The organism is Sphingopyxis sp. LK2115, assembly GCF_014595975.1.
In the GTDB taxonomy this organism is placed as follows: Bacteria; Pseudomonadota; Alphaproteobacteria; order Sphingomonadales; family Sphingomonadaceae; genus Sphingopyxis.
The window spans coordinates 25,368-45,327 of sequence record NZ_JABWGQ010000033.1; the positions used below are offsets into that span (position 1 = coordinate 25,368).

General features: G+C 66.9%; 17 protein-coding genes and 1 pseudogene. 16 read left to right on the forward strand and 2 right to left on the reverse strand.

Translation table 11 applies throughout. The features are described from left to right. Positions 1-40: 40 nt before the first annotated feature. Positions 41-1,777 (reverse strand): DUF4153 domain-containing protein, encoded by a 1,737-nt coding sequence (locus HUW43_RS05055; protein WP_223181298.1) that lies wholly within the window; start codon positions 1,775-1,777, stop codon positions 41-43. A gap of 169 nt (positions 1,778-1,946) precedes the next feature. Here HUW43_RS05055 and HUW43_RS05060 point away from each other — a divergent pair, with 169 nt between their 5' ends. The 7 genes from HUW43_RS05060 to lexA all read left to right on the forward strand — a co-directional run bounded on the left by HUW43_RS05060 (position 1,947) and on the right by lexA (position 8,322). Then, positions 1,947-3,224, forward strand: coding sequence for a DUF3089 domain-containing protein (locus HUW43_RS05060; RefSeq protein ID WP_188236356.1), 1,278 nt, complete (start codon positions 1,947-1,949; stop codon positions 3,222-3,224). A 150-nt stretch (positions 3,225-3,374) separates the two neighbouring features. Continuing rightward, positions 3,375-3,965 (forward strand): anthranilate synthase component II, encoded by a 591-nt coding sequence (locus tag HUW43_RS05065; protein ID WP_188236357.1) that lies wholly within the window; start codon positions 3,375-3,377, stop codon positions 3,963-3,965. Then, entirely contained in the window at positions 3,962-4,960 is a 999-nt protein-coding gene (gene trpD, locus HUW43_RS05070; protein WP_188236358.1) for an anthranilate phosphoribosyltransferase, read from the forward strand. Before HUW43_RS05065 ends, trpD begins: the two co-directional genes overlap by 4 nt. Further along, positions 4,957-5,742, forward strand: coding sequence for an indole-3-glycerol phosphate synthase TrpC (gene trpC, locus HUW43_RS05075; RefSeq protein WP_188236359.1), 786 nt, complete (start codon positions 4,957-4,959; stop codon positions 5,740-5,742). Before trpD ends, trpC begins: the two co-directional genes overlap by 4 nt. 161 nt (positions 5,743-5,903) lie before the next feature. Continuing rightward, the gene (moaC, locus tag HUW43_RS05080; RefSeq protein WP_223181299.1) at positions 5,904-6,377 is read left to right on the forward strand and encodes a cyclic pyranopterin monophosphate synthase MoaC; all 474 of its coding nucleotides are present in this window, start codon (positions 5,904-5,906) and stop codon (positions 6,375-6,377) included. Next, the gene (locus HUW43_RS05085) at positions 6,374-7,564 is read left to right on the forward strand and encodes a molybdopterin molybdotransferase MoeA (RefSeq protein WP_188236360.1); all 1,191 of its coding nucleotides are present in this window, start codon (positions 6,374-6,376) and stop codon (positions 7,562-7,564) included. Before moaC ends, HUW43_RS05085 begins: the two co-directional genes overlap by 4 nt. A gap of 74 nt (positions 7,565-7,638) precedes the next feature. After that, a complete protein-coding gene (gene lexA / locus HUW43_RS05090) occupies positions 7,639-8,322 on the forward strand; it encodes a transcriptional repressor LexA (protein ID WP_188236361.1) in 684 nt (227 codons plus the stop codon). On the opposite strand, the gene HUW43_RS05095 is transcribed toward lexA, so the two are convergent. Beyond that, on the reverse strand, positions 8,276-10,435 hold the full coding sequence (locus tag HUW43_RS05095) for a ComEC/Rec2 family competence protein (RefSeq protein WP_188236362.1): 2,160 nt from the start codon (positions 10,433-10,435) through the stop codon (positions 8,276-8,278). The genes lexA and HUW43_RS05095 overlap by 47 nt on opposite strands. Positions 10,436-10,529: 94 nt before the next feature. Here HUW43_RS05095 and gltX point away from each other — a divergent pair, with 94 nt between their 5' ends. The 9 genes and pseudogenes from gltX (at position 10,530) to phoB (ending at position 19,945) form a co-directional block, all read left to right on the forward strand. Beyond that, a complete protein-coding gene (gene gltX, locus HUW43_RS05100; RefSeq protein WP_188236388.1) occupies positions 10,530-11,960 on the forward strand; it encodes a glutamate--tRNA ligase in 1,431 nt (476 codons plus the stop codon). A gap of 38 nt (positions 11,961-11,998) precedes the next feature. Beyond that, positions 11,999-13,282, forward strand: a complete 1,284-nt coding sequence (locus HUW43_RS05105) for a citrate synthase (protein WP_188236363.1) — start codon at positions 11,999-12,001, stop codon at positions 13,280-13,282. Between the two features lie 193 nt (positions 13,283-13,475). After that, a pseudogene (locus HUW43_RS05110) lies at positions 13,476-13,562 on the forward strand (IS5/IS1182 family transposase); the annotation flags it as partial. 207 nt (positions 13,563-13,769) lie between these two features. Continuing rightward, positions 13,770-14,831, forward strand: a complete 1,062-nt coding sequence (locus HUW43_RS05115) for a substrate-binding domain-containing protein (protein WP_188236364.1) — start codon at positions 13,770-13,772, stop codon at positions 14,829-14,831. A 260-nt stretch (positions 14,832-15,091) separates the two neighbouring features. Further along, entirely contained in the window at positions 15,092-16,468 is a 1,377-nt protein-coding gene (pstC, locus tag HUW43_RS05120) for a phosphate ABC transporter permease subunit PstC (protein WP_188236365.1), read from the forward strand. After that, the gene (gene pstA, locus HUW43_RS05125; RefSeq protein WP_188236366.1) at positions 16,461-17,717 is read left to right on the forward strand and encodes a phosphate ABC transporter permease PstA; all 1,257 of its coding nucleotides are present in this window, start codon (positions 16,461-16,463) and stop codon (positions 17,715-17,717) included. Before pstC ends, pstA begins: the two co-directional genes overlap by 8 nt. A 2-nt stretch (positions 17,718-17,719) precedes the next feature. Beyond that, complete coding sequence (gene pstB / locus HUW43_RS05130; protein ID WP_223181305.1) at positions 17,720-18,502, forward strand: phosphate ABC transporter ATP-binding protein PstB; 783 nt, start codon at positions 17,720-17,722, stop codon at positions 18,500-18,502. A 25-nt stretch (positions 18,503-18,527) separates the two neighbouring features. Beyond that, positions 18,528-19,247, forward strand: coding sequence for a phosphate signaling complex protein PhoU (gene phoU / locus HUW43_RS05135; RefSeq protein ID WP_188236368.1), 720 nt, complete (start codon positions 18,528-18,530; stop codon positions 19,245-19,247). Next, positions 19,247-19,945 carry a phosphate regulon transcriptional regulator PhoB gene (gene phoB, locus HUW43_RS05140; RefSeq protein ID WP_188236369.1) on the forward strand — a complete coding sequence of 233 codons (699 nt, stop codon included), beginning with the start codon at positions 19,247-19,249 and terminating at the stop codon, positions 19,943-19,945. The genes phoU and phoB overlap by 1 nt, the downstream gene beginning before the upstream one ends. The last annotated feature ends 15 nt before the right edge of the window (positions 19,946-19,960 follow it).

The window sequence follows — 19,960 nt, forward strand, 5'->3', positions numbered from 1 at the left end:
GGCGCCGCTAGCACCCCGCCCCCCGCGCTTCAAGCAGTGCCTATTCGAAACCCGGCGATTGCGACTGGCCATCGACGGTGACGCGCCGTTGCTGCACCGTCTCGATCGCGATCCGCGCCTTTGAAAGGTCGATCTGCGACTGGTCGGGTTGCGGCGCCATCGGTCGTTCGCCAACAATCCAGCGCCCGGCATCGTCCTGCGTCACAAGGTCGAAGCTCAGCGATTCGCCCGGTGCCTTTTGACCGAGCACGCCGATCCGCCGGTCGTCGATCCACACCGCGGCGCACGCCGCCGCGCGGCTGCACATATAGCTGCCCGCAATGCGGTCGATCGCCTCGGCAGGCAGGGCGCGATCGGCGGGGATGACGCGCAGCCGCTCGGCAAAGGGCTTGAGCAGGATCGGCGCCCGCGGCCCGATCAGATCCCAGCGGTTCTTCGCCGCCAGCGCCGCCTTGGCCGCGTCGGCGCGCGCCCTTTGCGGCGATCGCGCCAGTTCTGCAAGCGCCGTGCGCCCGGCGGGTCCGAAATCGAACGCCATCGCCGCCCAGTCGAACTTTTCCGCAGACACCGCCCCCGATTTCAGCCGCGCCAGCTGATCGCGTGCGGAAATCGCCCCGAAATCGACAATCGGCAGCGCGAGAAAGAGCGCGAGCACCATCAGCGCGATCGCCAGCCGCTGCTGCAAGGGGCGCAGCAGATCGTCGAAACGACGCCGCCCGCGCGCCACCGCCCATGCCCCGGCCAGACCATAGGCGAGTGCAATCAGCGTCGCGATCAGCCCCCATATCCGTTCCGGCGTCCAGCCATATTGGCCGATCCGCAACATCATCGAATAAAGCGCGATGACCGCCAGCGGCAACACCGCCACCGCCAGCACCGGCGCCGCCCAGCGCAGCGCCGGCCCCGTCGCGCGGTCGTCGCGGCCGTTGCCGATCACCGCATTGGCAAGCAGCACCGCGAACGCCGCCACCGCCATCATCACCGCCGCGGTCGAAAAGCCCGAATCCCACAGCTTTTGCAGCCCCGTCCCCGCGAGCGAGAGCAGAAAGAGCATCAACGCGACCGCGAGCACCGGCGCCAGCACCGCGAGCACGATCATCACCAGCCGCTGCAAGGTCGCGACCAGCCTGTCGCGCTCGCGCAGCAGGCCGACGGCCCCGCCGAACGCCGCGCCCGCCAGCATCCAGCCGAACCATTCGTCATTCAGCAGGTCGAAGATCAGGTTGATCCCGATCAGCTCGAACATCTGCCCGATCAGTACGGTGAGCAGAAAGGTGATGCCGACGAACGCCAGGCTCGCCGCACCGATGACCGCGTCGGTCCACGCATGGCTGTGGAGCCGATCATACGGCATCGCCCACAGCTTCCAGAAACGCCAGTCGGGCGCGACGTCGCGCCGCGTCTGGAACAGGGGCGTCGCGACGAGCACCGCAAGTATGCCCGACCAGAAGGGCCATTCGACCGGATTGCCCTGCAAATTATAGGCCGCCGTCGCCCGCGCGATCAGCCCGAGGATCGCGCCCCACAGCAACGCAAAACCCAGCGCCCAGTGCCAGCGGCGGCGTTCGACCCCCAGCACGAACACCAGTGTGGCCACCGCGACCGACGCCGCCGCCGCGCTGCGCCACGGCGCCAGCGGGTCGTCATGGGCATGATCGACCAGCAAGTGAAAGGCCAGTCCCGCCGCGGCGCAGATCGCCGCCATGATCCACGGCCGCAGCGGCCACGGCGGATCGCTGTCGTCGAGGCGCGCGGAAGGGCGCGGCGAATCGGACATGGGCGAGCTTCCTGGTGCATCGGTCATGACCACATCTGGGCTTGTTTCGCGGCGCGCGGCAAGCCAAAGCTGCGCACCCAGTGCACGGACATCCCCTGTTGCCGTTCGCATCGAGCGAACGGATAATGAGGTTGACGGATTCCCCTCTCCCCCTCCCATGGAGCCCCCCTTGGCCCGCAAGTTCCTCTATCTCATCGCCGCGATCATCCTCCTCATCCTCGCCGCAGGGATCGTCTATCAGCTCTTTCCCGGCTGGCTCGCGCGCACTGCCTTTGTTCCCAGCACCGAGTTCGAGCCGCAGGCCGCGGTCGCGCCGAATGCCTATGACGACCCCGCCATGTGGTTCGCGCGGCCGGGAATGGAGCATAATCCCTCGGCGTGGCGCCCCGCCGCCGACGGCAGCGAAACGCCGGGCGATGCCGCCAAGAAAAGGGCGGCCGAACCACTTATCCCGCCCGCCCAGGCGGCCGAAACGCCTTCCGCAGCCCCATTCGCCAGGGGCGACGCCGCGGTCTTTTTCGTCCATCCGACGAGCTATTACAGCCGGTCGAGCTGGAATGCGCCGCTCAGCGACCGCGATTCGGACCACCGCGCCAATCTGTTCGTGCAGGGCATGGCGAGCGCCTTTGCCGATGCCGGCGAAATCTGGGCCCCGCGTTACCGGCAGGCGACGCTCGGCGCCTTTCTCGCGACCGACCGGGTAACGGCGGGCAAGGCGATCGATTCGGCATATCGCGACGTCGAGGAAGCGTTCGACGCCTTCCTCGCCGCGCAGCCGAAGGACAAGCCGATCATCCTTGCGGGGCACAGCCAGGGCGCACTCCACCTCACCACGCTGCTCCGCACCCGCATCGCGGGCACCCCGCTCGCCAGGCGCATCGTCGCGGCCTATATCATCGGCTGGCCGGTCAGCCTCGACACCGACCTCGCGGCGCTCGGCCTTCCCGCCTGCCAGACGCCCGACCAGAAGGGTTGCATCGTCGGCTGGGCCAGCTTCGCCGAGCCAGCCGACCCGGCGATGGTCACCGACGCCTATGACGGGACGATCGGCTTTGACGGACGCCCGCGCGCGAACACGCGGATGCTCTGCACCAATCCGCTCACCGGCATCCCCGACACCGCCGCGCCGCCCGAGGCCAATATCGGCACGCTGAAACCGACCGCCGGGTTCAAGTCGGGGTCGCTGATCGCGGGCCGGATCGGCGCCCGATGCGACGACACGCGCGGTTTCCTGATGATCGGCGACGCCGACGTGGCGCAGAATTATGTCGTCGCGGGCTATGTGCTGCCCGGCAACAACTATCATGTCTATGACATCACGCTGTTCTGGGCCAATGTCCGCGCCGACGCGCTGCGCCGCCTGGCCGCCTATGAAGGCAGGCCGTCGCCGGTGCCGCCTGCGGCGCCGCCGCTCGCTCCGCCCGCGCCTGCCGATACCGCAACCTGAACAGGCTCAGAACCGCGTGCGTTCCGTTCGTGTCGAGTGGCGGGATGGGGCGGATTTGACGCACGTCGCCTTTGCCCTCACAAGCTGGCTTTCGCGCGGGCCAAGCTTCTATCCCTTCCCCCGTCGCCGCAAAATGGTTAGGGCGCGCGCATGATCCTGGTCATCGACAATTATGACAGCTTCACCTTCAACCTCGTTCATTATCTGATCGAGCTGGGGGCCGAGGTGCGCGTCGAACGCAACGATGCGCTCACCGCATCCGCGGCGCTCGCGACTGGCGCCGAGGCGATCCTCATCTCGCCCGGCCCCTGCACGCCCAATGAGGCGGGGATCAGCCTCGACCTCGTCGCCGCCTGTGCCGATGCGGCGCGCCCGCTGCTCGGCGTGTGTCTCGGTCATCAGGCGATCGGCCAGCATTTCGGCGGCACGGTGCAGCGCGGCCATCTGATGCACGGCAAGACCTCGCCCGTCTGCCACGACGGCAGCGGGCTTTACGCGGGGCTTCCCTCGCCCTTTCAGGCGACGCGCTATCACAGCCTGGAAGTTGTCGACATTCCTGACTGTCTGATCATCAACGCGACAAGCGACGACGGCGCGGTAATGGGGTTCCGCCATGTCGAGCTGCCGATCCACGGCGTCCAGTTCCACCCCGAAAGCATCGCGACCGAACATGGCCATGCGATGCTCGCCAATTTTCTGGGCGTCGCCGGGCTGCCCGTGCGCGAACGGCAGGCGGCATGAGCCGTTTCGGGCCGTTTCCCGACCCGTCGGCGCTGCTCGATCACGACGAGGCCGCCGCCGCCTTTGCGACGATGCTCGACGGCGGCGCGAGCGACGAACAGATCGCCGCATTTCTGATCGCGCTGGCCGAACGCGGCGAAACGATGGTCGAAATCGCCGCCGCGGCGCAGGCGATGCGCGACCGGCTGATCCCCATCGAGGCCCCCGCAGGCGCGATCGACGTCTGCGGCACCGGCGGCGACGGCCATCACACATTGAACGTATCGACCGCCGTGTCGATTGTTGTCGCAGCGTGCGAAGTTCCGGTCGCAAAGCACGGAAATCGCGCCGCTTCGTCGAAATCGGGCGCCGCCGATACGCTGGAAGCGCTTGGCCTCGACATGGAGCGCGCCGACCGCCAGGCCGAGGAACAACTCGCTGACCTTGGCATCTGTTTCCTTTTCGCAGGCACGCGCCACCCGGCGATGAAGCGCATCATGCCGATCCGCAAGGCGATCGGGCGGCGGACGATCTTCAACCTGATGGGGCCGCTCGCCAATCCGGCGCGCGTGACGCGCCAGCTGGTCGGCATCGCGCGCCCCGCCTATGTCGCCGTTTATGCCGAAGCCTTGCACCGGCTGGGCACTGACCATTCGCGTGTGATTTCGGGCGACGAAGGCCTTGACGAACTGTCGCTCGCGGGCGGCAACGAGGTCGCGGTCGTGACCGCCGAAGGCGTGCGGATGCAGCGCAGCAGTGCCGCCGACGCCGGGCTGCCGACGCGCTCGCTCGCCGAAATTCGCGGCGGCGATGCCGCGTTCAACGCGCGCGCGCTGCGCCGCCTGCTCGAAGGCGAAACGGGCGCCTATCGCGACGCCGTGCTCTACAACGCCGCCGCAGCGCTGATCGTCGCGGGCGCGGTCGACAATCTGGTGGACGGAGTCGAGGAAGCCGCCGAAGCCATCGACAAGGGCCTCGCCAACGCGCTGCTCAATTGCTGGATCGCATATAAATGAACAAGCTCACCCAGATCCTTGAAACCAAGGCGGCCGAAGTCGCCGAGCGCCGCGCGCAGCGCCCGCTGTCCGACCTCGACGCCATGGATGTTGGACCGACGCGCGGTTTTCAAGCCGCCTTGCAAGCAAAGATCGATGCCGGCGGCTATGGCCTGATCGCCGAGATCAAGAAAGCGTCGCCATCCAAGGGATTGATTCGCAAAGATTTCGATCCCGGCGATCATGCCCGCACCTATGCCGCGGGCGGCGCCGCCTGCCTGTCGGTGCTCACCGACGCGCCCTGGTTTCAGGGGCATGAGGATTATCTGGTCGCCGCGCGCGCGGCCTGTGCGCTGCCCGTGCTGCGCAAGGATTTTATGATCGACCCGTGGCAGGTGGCCGAAGCGCGGTCGATCGGCGCCGATGCGATCCTGATTATCGTCGCGGCGCTGGACGACGGCGCGATGCGCGAGATCGAGGCTGCGGCGATCGAACGCGGGATGGACGTGTTGGTCGAGGTCCACGACGAAGCCGAACTGGGCCGCGCGCTCGGCCAGCTCCGATCGCGCCTGATCGGCGTCAACAACCGCGATCTTCGCACCTTCGAAACCGACCTCGGCGTGACCGAACGGCTGGCGAAACTTGTGCCGGCGGGCACCTTGCTCGTCGGCGAAAGCGGCATCGCCTCTCGTGCCGACTGCCAGCGTCTCGCCGCCAGCGGGGTGAAAGCCTTCCTCGTCGGCGAAAGCCTGATGCGCCAGGCCGACGTCACAGCGGCAACAAGGGCGCTGCTCGAAGGTTGAGGTCGGCTTTGGGGTGGGGAGCGGACGCAGCGGCCGTTCAAGCCCCTGCCTGAAAGGCAAAGGCATTTCTTTGGGTTATCGCCGCTTCCGGCCGTTCCCCGACAATTCCCCCTTCCATCCCCCCTTGTCTTTCGGCTCGCCCCTTGCTTGGCTCCTTGCCCATGATCCTTAAACCGACTCATCTGGACGACAGCGGCACTGCGCATATGGTCGATGTCGGCGCCAAAGCCGCAACCCGGCGCCGCGCCGTCGCGGGCGGACGCATCACCATGTCGGCGGAGGCACTCGCAGCCATCCGCGGCGGCAATGCGCCCAAGGGCGACGTGCTTTCCACCGCGCGCATCGCCGGCATCATGGCGGCCAAGCGCACCGCCGACCTTATCCCGCTCTGCCATCCGCTCGCGCTCACCAAGGTTGGCGTGGATTTCGCGTGGGAGGACAATGGCATCGCCGTTACCGCGACCGCACAGACGACCGGGCCAACCGGCGTCGAGATGGAGGCGCTGACCGCCGCTTCGGTCGCGCTGCTCACCCTCTATGACATGGCAAAGGCGCTCGACCGCGCGATGGTGATCGGCGACGTCCGCCTCCTCGAAAAGAGCGGCGGCCGATCGGGCGAGTGGCGCGCCGAATGAGCGCGCTGCTTCCCGTCGAGGAGGCGCAGGCGCGCCTGCTCGCGCTGCGCGCGCCGCTCGCGGGCGAGACGATCGCGCTTGCCGACGCGCCTGGCCGCTATCTTGCCGCCGATGTCCTCGCCGGGCGCGATCAGCCCGCGGCGCCGTTGTCGGCGATGGACGGCTATGCGATCCGCTTCGACGACCTGCCGGGCCCGTGGACCGTGACCGGCGAGGTCGCCGCGGGTGCGCCGCCCGAACAGCTGGTCGGCGTCGGCGAGGCGCATCGCATCTTCACCGGGGCGATCGTCCCGCCCGGCGCCGACACGGTGATCGTGCAGGAGGATGTCGCGCGCGCGGGCGACCGGCTGATCCTGACCGGCGACGGGCCGGGGAGCCGCGGCCGCCACATCCACGCGCGGGCCGCCGATTTCGCCGCGGGTGACGCGCTGCTTGCGGCGGGCTCGCGGCTGACGCCCGGCGCCATTGCCGCCGCGGCGATGAGCGGTGCGGGCACGCTTGCCGTCGGCGCCCGACCGCGCGTCGCGATCCTCACCACCGGCGACGAACTTGTGGCCCCCGGCCGCGCGCTCGGCCCCGGCCAGATCCCCGACAGCAACGGCGTGATGCTCGCCGCGATGCTCGCGGGCGAGGTCGCCGCACCCGTGCTGCCGCTCCACATCGGCGACGACCGCGCGACGCTGGTAAGGATTCTCAAGGATCTGGCGCGGCATCACGATGTCATCGTCACCGTGGGCGGCGCGTCGGTCGGCGATCATGACCATGTCCGCGGCGCGCTGGGCGACGCGGGCGGGCGGCTCGATTTCTGGAAGATCGCGATGAAGCCCGGCAAGCCGCTGATCGCCGGAATGCTCGGCGACGCGATCCTGCTCGGCCTGCCCGGCAATCCATCGTCGGCCTTCGTCACCGCGACGCTGTTCCTTCTCCCGCTCGTCCGTCACCTCGCCGGCGCGCGCGCTCCCTTGCCGCCGGTGCAGCGCGCCCCGCTCGCCGTGCCGCTGGACGCGGGCGGCACGCGCCGCAACTATCTGCGCGCGCGGGTCGAGCGCGGGGAGATCACCCCGCTCGTCGGGCAGGAAAGCGGCCGCACCCTCCCGCTCGCCGCGGCCAATGCGCTGCTGATCCGCGACATAGGCGCCCCGGCACGCGGGGCGGGCGATGCGGCGGATTATATCGCCATCGCTTGACAAGTTCTGCTTTGTTCCACTATCGTTCCCTCTATGTCCGGCCTGACGCTCCAGGCCTTGATGGAGAACGACCGATGTTGACCGCGAAGCAGCATGAACTGCTCCACTTCATCCAGCAGCGTCTCGACGCCAGCGGCATCTCGCCCTCGTTCGAGGAGATGAAGGAGGCGCTGGGCCTCAAGTCGAAATCGGGCATCCACCGCCTGATCAGCGCCCTGGAAGAAAGGGGTTTTCTTCGCCGCCTGCCCAATCGCGCGCGCGCGCTGGAGGTGCTGAAGATGCCCGAAGCTGCGAAGTCCGTGGTGAACAACAATCGCGACAATGTCGTCGCGCTCCGCAAGGCGCCACCCGCGCTCAAGCCGATCGCCGCGAATGACATCGTCGAAGTGCCGCTGCACGGCAGAATCGCCGCGGGCGTCCCGATCGAAGCGTTTGAGGACCATGAGCAGCTTGCCGTTCCCGCCGCGCTGCTCGGCGCGGGCGAACATTATGCGCTCGAAGTATCGGGCGACTCGATGGTCGAGGCGGGCATTTTCGACGGCGACTATGCGCTGATCCGGAAAGCGGACACCGCGCGCGAGGGTGACATTGTCGTCGCGCTTGTCGACGGGCAGGATGCGACGCTCAAATATTTCCGCCGCGAAGGCGCGATGATCCGGCTCGATCCTGCAAACAGCGCCTATGAACCGCAACGTTACCCTGCCGAGCGCGTCATTGTGCAAGGGCGTCTGTCGGGATTGCTTCGTCGTTACCACTGACCTGCTGCGGGCGGCGCCACGGATGCTCGGCGCCGGGTCGGAATGCGGCGACGGCTTTGGGCTGTTCGCCAAGATAGAGCGCGAGTCCGCCCGTTTCGGCCAGGCTGTCGCGCTCGATCGTCAGCCAGCGGCCCACGCATTCGCGCGGCAGCCAGCGGTCGCTGATGACGATATCGGCAGCGGCACACGCCGCGGCCATGTCCGCGCCCTCGATCCGGTCGCGCCCGCGCGAGGCGAGGATGATGCGCCGTGCCGTCCCCGCGCCCTGCGCCCAGCGGCAGAAATCGCGGTTGCACTCGACATGATCGAGATCGGCGAGCGTGCCCAGCGGCGCGTCGATTCCGGCGGCCTCGGCCATGCTGTCGCGGACATGGTCGCCCGCGCGCCCGCGGAGCAGCGCATAGCTGCCGTCGGGCAGCGCCGCGGCGATGTGCCGCCCGTCACCGGCGACCAGCACGTCGGGGCGCGGCTGCGCAAGCAGCGCGGCGGCGCCCACCGCGAGCGGGATCATCCCCCATCGGCGCCAGCGCGTCTTCCACAGCAATATCCAGAGCCCGCCGAACAGCGCCAGGCCAAAGCCCCATGGCGGGAAGCTGGGCAGCGTCGTCACCGCACCGGGCGCGCCTGCAACGGCGTGGGCGAGCGCGATCAGCAACCGCAGCGCCTGTTCGGCGACCCACCAGAAGGGCGCCCCAAGTCCGACGCTGTCGAACAGCAGCGCCAGCGCCTCTGCCGGCATGACGACAAAGGTTGTGAGCGGGATCGCGACGACGTTGGCGAGTGCGCCGTACAGCCCCGCCTTGTGAAAATGGAACAACGCGATCGGCGTCAGCGCGACTTCGACGACCAGGCCCGTCGTCAGCAGGCCGACGATGCCACGCCCCAGGCGGAACGGCCAAGATTCCTCGCGACGCGCAAGGAAGGCCTGCATCGCCCGGCTTTCGTGGAGCGCGACGATCGCGGTCACCGCGGCAAAACTCAGCTGGAAACTCGGCCCCGCCAGCGCCTCGGGCCGCCACAGGAGCACGATCAGCGCCCCCGCCGCAACAAGCCGCAAGGTCAGCGCCTCGCGTCCCATCAGAAAGGCGACGAGCACGAGCAACGCGGCGATGAACGAGCGCAGGGTCGGCACTTCGGCCCCGGCGAGCCATGTATAGCCCCCACCCGCGAGCGCCCCCGCCGCCGCGGCGAGCGGCAGGACAAGGCCCGCGAGCGCGAGCCGCTGGCTCAGCGCGAACAGCCGCATCGTCAACAGCATCGCAAAGCCGACGACCGCGGTGACGTGCAGTCCGCTGATCGACAGCAGATGTGCAAGCCCGCTTCGCCGCATCGCCTCTTCGTCGGTTTCGGCAATCGCACCGCGGTCGCCGGTCACCAGCGCCGCCGCGATGCCACCCGCTGACCCTTCGACCTCACCCTGAATATGTGCGCTCAACCGTGCGCGCAGCGGCGGTTCGGCATCCGCCCGGCCCGGCACGCGCGCGACCTCGCCGAGCACCGTTCCCACTGCGCCGATGCCGTCGAACCACGCGCGCTGCGCGAAATCATAGCCGCCGGGCAGGCTGGCGGTCGGCGGCGGCATCAGCCGCGCGCGCAGCCCGATCGCCTCGCCGGCCACCAGGTCGCCGGCCTGTTCGGTGCGCAGGGTCAGGCGGATGCGCGGCGGCAGGTCGGCGCGCCCCCCTGGCCGGGCAAGGATCCGCACCTGCCCCCTGGCGGGCCGCGGCTCGACGCGTTCGACGACGGCGGAAAATTCGGTGACGACCGGCTGCGCCAGCACGGGGGCCGCAACCCACAGCGCGCGCCCCCAGATCAGCAGCATCCCCGCCGCGATCACGCCGCAGCCGACCGCGACCGCTCGGCCGACGCGGCGGCGCCCGCCGATCAGCAGCCCGACAAGCATCCCGGCGGCGAGTAGCAGCAGCAACCCGATCCAGTGCGCCCTGGTCGGCAGTGCAAGCCATGCCGCGATGCCCGCGCCCAATGCGACGGGAAGCCAAAGGCCGATGCGTTCGCGCTCATCCTCAAGTCGCGCCTCCAGCGCCGCGGCGAACGCTTTCCAGCGGTCGGCGCGACGGGGTGCAATGGGCGTTTGAAGCGGACTTGTCGCCATGCTAGGGGCACCCCCGATCCCGCCCGACGGGGCGGCAAAGTGAGTGAAAGAGGCCGTGGTGGCAACCGAAAACCCAACCAAAGTGGCAGAAGCAATGCCGGAAGCTAGCGGCGCCGACGTGGTGACGCGCTTTGCGCCCTCGCCCACCGGCTATCTGCACATCGGCGGCGCGCGCACCGCGCTGTTCAACTGGCTGTTCGCGCGCCATCACGGCGGCCGGTTCCTGCTGCGGATCGAGGATACCGACCGTGCGCGGTCGACCGACGCGGCGATCGACGCGATTCTGGACGGGATGCGCTGGCTGGAGCTCGACTGGGACGGCGAGCCTGTGTTTCAGTTCGCCCGCGCGCCCCGTCATGCCGAGGTCGCGCACGAACTGCTCGCGCGGGGTGCGGCCTATCGCTGTTATCTGACGCCGGACGAGCTTGCTGCGATGCGCGCCGAGGCGCAGGAAAAGCGCCAGCCGTTCCGCGTCCGCAGCCCGTGGCGCGACCGCGACGACGGCGACCCCGCGGCGCCGCACGTCCTTCGCCTCCGCGCGCCGCAAGACGGCGCGGTGACCATCGCCGACCGGGTGCAGGGCGAGGTCACGGTGCAGAATGCCGAACTCGACGATTTCATCCTGCTGCGCAGCGACGGCACGCCCACCTATATGCTGAGCGTCGTCGTCGACGATCATGACATGGGCGTCACCCATGTGATTCGCGGCGACGATCACCTCAACAACGCCTTCCGCCAACTGGCGCTGATCCGCGCGATGGGGTGGCGCGAACCGGTCTATGCCCACGTCCCGCTGATTCACGGCGCCGACGGGGCCAAGCTGTCGAAGCGCCACGGCGCGCTCGGCGTCGATGCCTATCGCGACGCGATGGGATATCTCCCCGAAGCGGTGAACAATTACCTCCTCCGCCTCGGCTGGGGGCATGGCGACGACGAGATCATCAGCCGCGCGCAAGCGGTCGAGTGGTTCGACCTCGATCATGTCGGCCGCTCGCCCTCGCGCTTCGATTTCAAGAAGCTGGAGAATCTGAACGGCCATTATCTCCGCGAAGCCGACGACGTCCGCCTCGCCGCCCTCGTCGCGCCGCGGGTCGAAACGCTGGTCGGGCGGACGCTGGACGACAGCGACCGCGCGCTGCTGACCCGCGCCATGGCGGCGCTCAAACCGCGTGCCAAGACGCTGGGCGAGATCGCCGAGGGCGCGACCTTCCTGTTCGCCCCCGACCCCATGCCGGTGGACGAAAAGGCCGCCGAAGTGCTAGCCTCTGCCCCCGAAGGCCTGCTGGCGGCGGTGACGCAGCGCCTCGGCAGACTTGGCGACTGGACAAGCGACGCGCTGGAAACCGCGGTGCGCGCCGAGGCCGAAGCCGCGGGACTGGGGCTGGGAAAACTGGCGCAGCCGCTGCGCGCCGCGCTGACCGGCCGGACGGTTTCTCCCGGCATTTTCGACGTGCTGCTGCTGCTCGGCCGCGATGTCAGCCTGGCGCGACTTGACGCAGCGCAACATTATCCGGCAGGGGCGTAGCCGCAACATTCTCCCGCCGTCAGAACAGGGAAGCTAATATGACCGACACCGCAAAAATCACGCTGGGCGACAAGACCGTCGACAGCCCTGTCCTGTCGGGCACCGTCGGCCCCGATGTGGTCGACATCCGCAAATTCTATGCCCAGACCGGCGCCTTCACTTACGATCCCGGCTTCACTTCGACCGCGAGCTGCGAATCGAAGCTGACCTATATCGACGGCGACGAAGGCGTGCTGCTGCACCGCGGCTATGCGATCGGCGACCTTGCCGAACATTCGTCGTTTATGGAGGTGTGTTACCTCCTGCTCAACGGCGAGCTGCCGACCGCCGAAGAACTTGAGGCGTTCGACAATACGATCACCCGCCACACGATGCTGCACGAACAGCTCGCGACCTTTTACCGGGGCTTCCGCCGCGACGCGCACCCGATGGCGGTCATGTGCGGCGTCGTCGGGGCGCTCAGCGCCTTCTATCACGATTCGACCGACATCCAGGATCCGCACCAGCGGATGATCGCCAGCCACCGGCTGATCGCCAAGATGCCGACGATCGCGGCGATGGCGTATAAATATTCGGTCGGCCAGCCGTTCATCTATCCCGACAACAAGCTCAGCTACACCGGCAATTTCCTGCGCATGACCTTCGGCGTCCCGGCCGAGGAATATGAGGTCGTGCCCGCCGTCGAGCGCGCGCTCGACCGCATCTTCATCCTCCACGCCGACCATGAGCAGAATGCGTCGACCTCGACCGTCCGCCTGGCGGGTTCGTCGGGCGCCAATCCCTTTGCGTGCATCGCCGCGGGCATCGCCTGCCTGTGGGGCCCGGCGCATGGCGGCGCCAACGAGGCCGCGCTCAACATGCTGCGCGAAATCGGCCGCCCCGAACGCATCCCCGAATATATCGCCCGCGCCAAGGACAAGGACGATCCGTTCCGCCTGATGGGTTTCGGCCACCGCGTGTACAAAAATTATGACCCGCGCGCGACGGTGATGCAGAAAACGGTGCGCGAGGTGTTCGACGCGCTGAAGGTCAACGATCCCGTTTTCGAGGTCGCGCTGCAGCTGGAGGAAATGGCGCTGAACGACAGCTATTTCATCGAAAAGAAGCTGTTCCCCAATGTCGATTTCTATTCGGGCGTGATCCTGTCGGCGATCGGTTTCCCGACGACGATGTTCACCGCGCTGTTCGCGCTGGCCCGCACCGTCGGCTGGGTCGCACAGTGGAACGAGATGATTTCGGACCCCGCACAGAAGATCGGCCGCCCGCGCCAGCTCTACACCGGCCCGGCGCACCGCCCCTATGTGCCGGTGGACCAGCGCTGAGGCAGACCAGCGCCGGATCAGGCGCGCCGCACGGTAACGAATGTGAGGAAGGGGCCGCGCTTTGCGGCCCCTTTGTCTGGGCGGATAGCGGGCGCGGCGCTTGACTTGTCGAACCTGTCAAGTCCATGCGCGTAAAAAACAATGGTTTGCCAATTGCGCGCGGGTGGTGGTGGCGGTCGGCGATGGGGGCGGGCGGCGTGTCGCAACCCGCCACGATCGCTGCCCGAAGGCCTTCTTCTCCGCCATCGCTCTCGCCGCAACCGCCATGTTCCGGCTCTGATCAATGTTTCCTGACCCTGGTGGCTGTTTTGAATTCGCAATGAACCGGCCGAATAAGCGTGGCAGTGAACGAGGTTTGTCATCCATGACATTTCCGTGACACTCTTTGTCACAAACACGTCACACAAAACCCCCATTGGGCGCTCAGCGAGTCGCCGCGGGGGTGGCGGCTTGGTTCGGTAACGACCCCCTTCAACAGGATTTTTCGATGCTGCAGAAACTCGCACCCCGCCTGCTTGGAGTCGCCGGCGCCGCCACCTGCGCGCTTGCGCTGTCCGCGTGCCAGGACCAGGCGTCGTCGGGCGGCGGTGCGCGCGATTATATCAGCGCGGTCGGCTCCTCCACCGTCTATCCCTTTGCCACCGCGGTCGGCGAACAATTTGCCGAAGCGACGGGCAACAAGACGCCAAAGATCGATTCGACCGGCACCGGCGGCGGGTTCGAGCGTTTCTGCGCCGGCGTCGGCGGCGACACGCCCGACATCGCCAACGCTTCGCGCCGCATCAAGAAAAAGGAATATGACACCTGCGTCGCGAATGGCGTGAAGGACATCGTCGAAATCCAGATCGGCATCGACGGCATCGCGCTGGGCGAGGCGCAGCGCGGCCCCGGCTTCAAGCTGACCGAGGCAGACGTCTATAAGGCGCTCGCCGCCAACCCCTATGGCAAGCCGAACACCGCGAAGACGTGGAAAGACGTCAACCCCGCGCTGCCCGCGGTCGCAATCTCGGTTTTCGGCCCGCCATCGACCAGCGGCACCTACGACGCGTTCAAGGAGCTGATCCTTGGCCGCGGGTGCGACGCGAACCCCGAAATGAAGGCGCTGAAAGACAGCGACAAGGATAGGCACGAAGCGGTGTGCACCACGCTGCGCGGCTCGCCCTATTATGTCGAGCAGGGCGAGAATGATAACCTCATCATCTCGAAGCTCGACAAGAACCCGACCAGCCTTGGCATCTTTGGCTTTTCCTACCTCGATGCGAACAAGGATAAGATCAAGGCGGTGCCGATCCAGGGCGTCGCGCCGACCTATGCCGCGATCGCCGACGGCAGCTATCCCGGTTCACGTCCGCTGTTCATCTACGTGAAGAAGGCGCATGTCGGCGTCGTTCCCGGCCTTGCCGAATATGTCGCCGAGTTTCTGAAGGGCGCGGCCGACGGCGGTTACCTCAACGCCAAGGGGCTGATCGTGTCGCCGAAGGCCGTCGCCGACAAGGCGCGCGCCGCGGGCACCGCGATGACCCCGATGGATGGCAGCGAGCTGAACTAATCTTGCTCCCGCAAGCGGCCGGGGCGGGTTTGCTCGTTCCGGCCGCGGGTGCTTTGCCCCTTCCCCTTTCCCCGTTCGTGTCGAGCGGAGTCGAGACACTCATCAGGACGGCGCCAGATCGAGGGGCTTCTCGACGTCGCTCGATACGAACGGCAGAGTGGTGCAGACGGGACAAAGATTATGACACAGAGTCATCAAACTGCCACGCCGCCCCGCTTTGGGATGGCGACGACGAGCCCAGACGCGATACGGGGACATAAGTGACCTTCAACGCCGCCGCCCTTTTGCTGTTGATTGCGGGACTTGCGCTGATCGGCTGGCTGGCCGGGCGTGCGCGGTCGAACCTGCTCGCCGGGCGTGCGGGGACGAAGCTGCATTCGCGGCCGCAATATCATGGCTGGTATGTCGCGCTTTGGCTGTTCGCGCCCGCGGCGATCTTCCTCGCCGTCTGGTCGTCGGTTTCGCCCGCGCTGATCACCAACGAGGTGCTGGAAAGCGAGGCGGCGCAGTCCCTGCCGAGTTTTGGCTTTGAGCGCGGGGCCATCTTGTCCGACGCGCGCGACGTGGCGCAGGGACGCGCCGCCGAGGTGCGCCTGGCCGCCGCCGAACCGCTGGTGAGGCCCTATGCCGACGCATCGCGCAAATATGCGTGGATCGGCATTGCCGCGATGCTGGCGCTGGCGCTGGCGGGCGGGCTTTATGCCTTCACGCGCATCCGCCCCGATTTCCGGGCGCGAACGCGGGTCGAACGGATCGTGATGCTGGTGCTGCTGCTTGCGTCGCTCGTTGCGATCCTGACCACCTTTGGCATCCTGCTGTCGCTGATCTTCGAATCGATCCGCTTCTTCCGCCTCGTCTCGCCCGCTGAATTGCTGTTCGGCACGACCTGGGCGCCGCAGAGCGGCGCGCCGCAGCCGGATAGCTTTGGCGGCATTCCCCTGTTCTGGGGCACCGTGCTGATCGGCGCGATCATCGCGATGATCGTCGCGATCCCGATCGGGATGATGACCGCGGTGTACCTGACCCAATATGCCGCCCCCGCGGTGCGCCGCTGGGTGAAGCCGTTGCTCGAGATCCTGGCGGGGGTGCCGACGGTGGTCTACGGCTATTTCGCGGCGCTGACCGTCGCCCCTGCCTTGCGCGAATTTGCGGTGATGCTGGGCATTCCCAACGCCTCGACCGAAAGCGCGCTGGCCGCGGGCATCGTGATGGGGGTGATGATCATCCCGTTCGTCTCGTCGATGGCCGACGACAGCATCAACGCGGTGCCGCAGGCGATGCGCGACGGATCGCTCGCGCTCGGCGCGACGCCGAACGAGACGATCCGCCAGGTGCTGATCCCCGCCGCGCTGCCCGGCGTGATGGGCGGCATATTGCTCGCGGTCAGCCGCGCGATCGGCGAAACGATGATCGTCGTGATGGCCGCCGGCCTGTCGGCCAATATGACCGCTAACCCCTTTGCCAGCGTCACCACGGTGACGGCGCAGATCGTCAAACTGCTGACCGGCGACCAGGAGTTCGACAGCGCCAAGACGCTTGCCGCCTTTGCGCTGGGCCTGGTGCTGTTCATCGTCACCCTGCTGCTCAACATCGCCGCACTGCGGATCGTGAAAAAGTATCGCGAAGCTTATGAATAGGGACACCGCCCCCACCGACTGGAAAGCCGCGGCGATGCAGAAGCGCATCGCGCGCCGCTATGCCGCCGAGCGCCGGTTCAAGGCGATCGGGCTGGGCGCGGTGCTGTTGTCGGGCGCGTTTCTGGCCTTCCTGCTGTTCGTGATGGTCGGCAATGGCGCGCGCGGCTTTACCTATACGCATGTCGCGGTGCCGATCGATTTCGTGGGCACGCCGCTGACGATCGACGCATCGCGCCTCGACGATCCCGATGCCGACCAGCTGATCGCGAACGCGGGACTGGCCGACATCGTCGCCTTTGCCGCCGAGGAGGCGCTGGGCGACGACGGGGCCGAGCTGATCTCCGAAAATGCGTGGAAAGAGGTGCGAAGCGCGATTCGCGATGATCCCGAACTGCTGAACGGCCGGACAGTGTTCGAACTCCCCGCGTCGTCTGCGGTCGACATCATCGCCAAGGAAGGCGGGCGCGGCGAACTCGCCGCCAGGGTCGATGCGCTGGAAAAGGACGGCAAATTGTCGACCAGCATCCATTGGCCCTTCTTCCGCAACGCCGATGCGACCGATCCCGCGGTGGCAGGGATCTGGGGCGCGCTCAAGGGATCGGTGCTGACAATCTTCATCGCCTTTCTGATCGCCTTTCCGACCGGCGTGCTCGCGGCGCTTTACCTTGAGGAATATGCGCCGAAGAACCGCTGGACCGACCTTATTGAAGTGTCGATCAACAACCTCGCCGCCGTGCCGTCGATCATCTTCGGCCTGCTCGCGCTCGCGGTGTTCATCAACTGGTTCGGTATCTGTCAGGCCAGCCCGCTGGTCGGCGGGCTGACGCTCGCGCTGATGACGATGCCGGTGATCGTGATCGCCAGCCGCAACGCGATCAAATCGGTGCCGCCGTCGATCCGCGACGCGGCGCTGGGCGTCGGCGCCAGCCCCGTGCAGGTGGTGTTCCACCATGTCCTGCCGCTCGCCCTGCCCGGCATTTTGACCGGCACGATCATCGGCATGGCGCGCGCACTGGGCGAAACGGCGCCGCTGCTGCTTGTCGGGATGCGCGCCTTTATCGGCGACGTGCCGGGTGGCATCTGCTCGCCCTCGACCGTGCTGCCGATGCAGATATTCCTCTGGTCGGACGAAGTCGACCGGGGCTTTGTCGAGAAAACCTCCGCCGCGATCATCGTGCTGCTTATCGTGCTGCTGTCGATGAACGCCTTTGCGATCTATCTTCGCAACAAATTCGAAAAACGCTGGTGACCATGACCCAAGACGATCTTACCATCGCCGATCCCAAGATGCGGGCGCAGGGCGTCAACGTCTTTTACGGCGAGAAACAGGCGATCAACGATGTGTCGATCGATGTCGGCACCGACCTGGTCACCGCCTTTATCGGCCCGTCGGGGTGCGGCAAGTCCACCTTTCTGCGTTCGCTCAACCGCATGAACGACACGGTGGCGAGCGCGCGGGTGACGGGCACCATCCTGCTCGATGGCGAGGATATTTATGCACCGTCGATGGACGTCGTGCAGCTGCGCGCGCGCGTCGGCATGGTGTTCCAGAAGCCCAATCCCTTTCCCAAGTCGATCTATGACAATGTCGCCTATGGCCCGCGCATTCACGGCCTGGCGCCGTCGAAGGCCGACCTTGACATGATCGTCGAACGCGCGCTGGTCCGCGCCGGATTGTGGGAAGAGGTCAAGGACCGGCTGAGCGAAAGCGGAACCGCATTATCCGGCGGCCAGCAGCAGCGCCTGTGCATCGCGCGCGCGATCGCGGTCGATCCGGAAGTCATCCTGATGGACGAGCCATGCTCGGCGCTCGACCCGATCGCGACCGCCAAGATCGAGGAACTGATCCACGAACTGCGCGGCAAATATGCGATCGTGATCGTCACGCATAACATGCAGCAAGCGGCCCGCGTGTCGCAGCGCACCGCCTTTTTCCACCTCGGGACGCTGGTCGAATACGGCAAGACCACCGACATCTTCACCAACCCGAAGCAGGAACGGACCAAGGATTATATCACCGGCCGCTACGGCTGATCCGCAGCGAAACAGGACGACAGTGATGGCATTAACGAACGATCATACGGTCAAAGCCTTCGACGAAGACCTCAACCGCCTGCGCGGGCTGATCAGCGAGATGGGCGGCCGCGCCGAACAGGCGCTGCTCCAGGCGATGGCCGCGCTCAAGCAGGGCGACCTTGACCTTGCCGCACAGGTGGTGCGCGACGACAGAAAGATCGACGCGCTGGAAGCCGAGGTCGAACAGCTGGCGGTCCAGACCATTGCCCTCCGCGCCCCGATGGCCGACGACCTGCGCGAAATGATCGCGGCGCTGAAGATCGTGTCGGTCGTCGAGCGTATCGGCGATTATGCCAAGAACATCGCCAAGCGTGTCGCGCTGATGGACCAGACGCGCTCGATCGAGGCGATCCCGCTGCTGATGTCGATGTCGTCGAACGTCGCCGAACTGGTGCATGACGCGCTCGACAGCTTCGCGGCGCGCGACGCCGAACTCGCGGTGCGGGTCACCGTCCGCGACAAGAATGTCGACGATTTCTACAACAGCATCTTCCGCACCCTCGTCACCTTCATGATGGAGAATCCGAAATATATTTCGGAAAGTGCGCATTTGCTGTTCGTTGCCAAGAACCTTGAGCGCATGGGCGATCATGCGACCAACATCGCCGAGATGGTCTATTATGTCGTGACCGGCGAGCATATGGAGGAGCGCGAGCGCGGCGAACAACCCGAAGATGGCGCCGCGGAGCAGGAGCAAGGCTGATGCCCCAGCCCGACCTGCTGCTGATCGAGGATGACGAGGCGATCGCCGAACTCATCGTCTGGCATTTCGCGCGCGAAGGCTTTTCGGTCCGACAGACGCCCGACGGCGAACAGGCGCTGGTGCTGGTCGAAGAGCGCGTCCCCGACATCGTCCTGCTCGACTGGATGATCGAAAGCCTGCCCGGCATCGAAGTGTGCCGCCGCCTGCGCCGCAATCCGAAATCGGCCAACGTGCCGATCATCATGCTGACCGCGCGCGGCGAGGAAGAGGACCGCATCCGCGGCCTCGAAACCGGCGCCGACGATTATGTCACCAAACCGTTCAGCCCGCGCGAACTGGTCGCGCGCGTATCGGCGGTGCTCCGCCGCCTGCGCCCCGCGCTCGCGGGCGAAATGCTGAGCTATGCCGACATCGAACTGGATTCGGTTGCGCACAAGGTCGTGCGCGGCGGCCAGGTCGTCGCGATGGGACCGACCGAGTTCCGGCTGCTGAGGCATTTCATGGAACATCCCGGCCGCGTTTTTTCGCGCGGGCAATTGCTCGACAGCGTGTGGGGCCAGGACAGCGACATCGAACTGCGCACCGTCGACGTCCATATCCGGCGGCTGCGCAAGGCGATCAACCTGCCCGGCACCGCGGACATCATCCGCACCGTGCGATCGGCGGGCTATGCGCTGGATGCAGGGAAAAGCGTCTGAAGGACGCGTCCGGGT

Excerpts from the sequence above, each read along its gene's own strand:
- HUW43_RS05055 (WP_223181298.1), bottom strand. The coding sequence starts at position 1,777 with ATGTCCGATTCGCCGCGCCCTTCCGCGCGCCTCGACGACAGCGATCCG.
- HUW43_RS05065 (WP_188236357.1), top strand. The coding sequence starts at position 3,375 with ATGATCCTGGTCATCGACAATTATGACAGCTTCACCTTCAACCTCGTT.
- trpD (WP_188236358.1), top strand. The coding sequence starts at position 3,962 with ATGAGCCGTTTCGGGCCGTTTCCCGACCCGTCGGCGCTGCTCGATCAC.
- trpC (WP_188236359.1), top strand. The coding sequence starts at position 4,957 with ATGAACAAGCTCACCCAGATCCTTGAAACCAAGGCGGCCGAAGTCGCC.
- moaC (WP_223181299.1), top strand. The coding sequence starts at position 5,904 with ATGATCCTTAAACCGACTCATCTGGACGACAGCGGCACTGCGCATATG.
- HUW43_RS05085 (WP_188236360.1), top strand. The coding sequence starts at position 6,374 with ATGAGCGCGCTGCTTCCCGTCGAGGAGGCGCAGGCGCGCCTGCTCGCG.
- lexA (WP_188236361.1), top strand. The coding sequence starts at position 7,639 with ATGTTGACCGCGAAGCAGCATGAACTGCTCCACTTCATCCAGCAGCGT.
- HUW43_RS05095 (WP_188236362.1), bottom strand. The coding sequence starts at position 10,435 with ATGGCGACAAGTCCGCTTCAAACGCCCATTGCACCCCGTCGCGCCGAC.
- gltX (WP_188236388.1), top strand. The coding sequence starts at position 10,530 with ATGCCGGAAGCTAGCGGCGCCGACGTGGTGACGCGCTTTGCGCCCTCG.
- HUW43_RS05105 (WP_188236363.1), top strand. The coding sequence starts at position 11,999 with ATGACCGACACCGCAAAAATCACGCTGGGCGACAAGACCGTCGACAGC.
- HUW43_RS05115 (WP_188236364.1), top strand. The coding sequence starts at position 13,770 with ATGCTGCAGAAACTCGCACCCCGCCTGCTTGGAGTCGCCGGCGCCGCC.
- pstA (WP_188236366.1), top strand. The coding sequence starts at position 16,461 with ATGAATAGGGACACCGCCCCCACCGACTGGAAAGCCGCGGCGATGCAG.
- pstB (WP_223181305.1), top strand. The coding sequence starts at position 17,720 with ATGACCCAAGACGATCTTACCATCGCCGATCCCAAGATGCGGGCGCAG.
- phoU (WP_188236368.1), top strand. The coding sequence starts at position 18,528 with ATGGCATTAACGAACGATCATACGGTCAAAGCCTTCGACGAAGACCTC.
- phoB (WP_188236369.1), top strand. The coding sequence starts at position 19,247 with ATGCCCCAGCCCGACCTGCTGCTGATCGAGGATGACGAGGCGATCGCC.